A 596-nucleotide genomic window follows, 5' to 3' on the forward strand; every position below is an offset into this window, starting at 1 on the left:
TTGCTGGCCGGCCTGCCGGCCGATACCGCGCTGAGCGGATCGGAAAGCAGCCGCGCGCAGCAGATCCAGGCCCTGGCTGCCATGGCGCAAGCGCTGCCAGACCTGCCGCCCGTGGCTGCCCCGGCCTATGACCCGCGCCCGCAAAGCCTGCTCTATTGCGCTGCCAGCGCCCTGCCCTGGCACACCAGCGGCTATACTACCCGCACCCAGGCCCTGTTGCGTGCCCTGCTGGCGCAAGGCGTCGATCTGGTGGCCCTGACCCGCGCCGGCTATCCCTGGGACCGCGCCGACAGCAGCGGCACGCCAGAAGCCATGGCCAGCAGCCACGAGGGCCTCGATTGGCAGCACTTGCGCCAGCCCAGCCAGTCCCTGCCGCTCGACATCTATATCGAGCGGGCCAGCATCGGCATTGCCCGCCTGGCCAAGGCCCGGCGGGTTGCCGCGATCCACGCCGCGTCCAACCACGTCAACGCCCTGCCCGCGCTGATCGCGGCGCGGCGCCTGGGTATTCCCTTCCACTATGAACTGCGCGGCCTGTGGGAAATGAGCCGCGCGGCCAATGTGCCCGGCTTTGCCGGCACCGAGCGCCACGCCCT

Annotated in this window: 1 protein-coding gene; it reads left to right on the forward strand. The window is 71.0% G+C overall.

The window, feature by feature from the left end:
* Positions 1–596 (forward strand): glycosyltransferase (locus SCA01S_RS21590; RefSeq protein ID WP_218016429.1); only part of this gene is annotated, 596 nt, incomplete at both ends.

The sequence above is a fragment of the Novosphingobium capsulatum NBRC 12533 genome (genome assembly GCF_001598375.1).
Taxonomy (GTDB): Bacteria; Pseudomonadota; Alphaproteobacteria; order Sphingomonadales; family Sphingomonadaceae; genus Novosphingobium; species Novosphingobium capsulatum.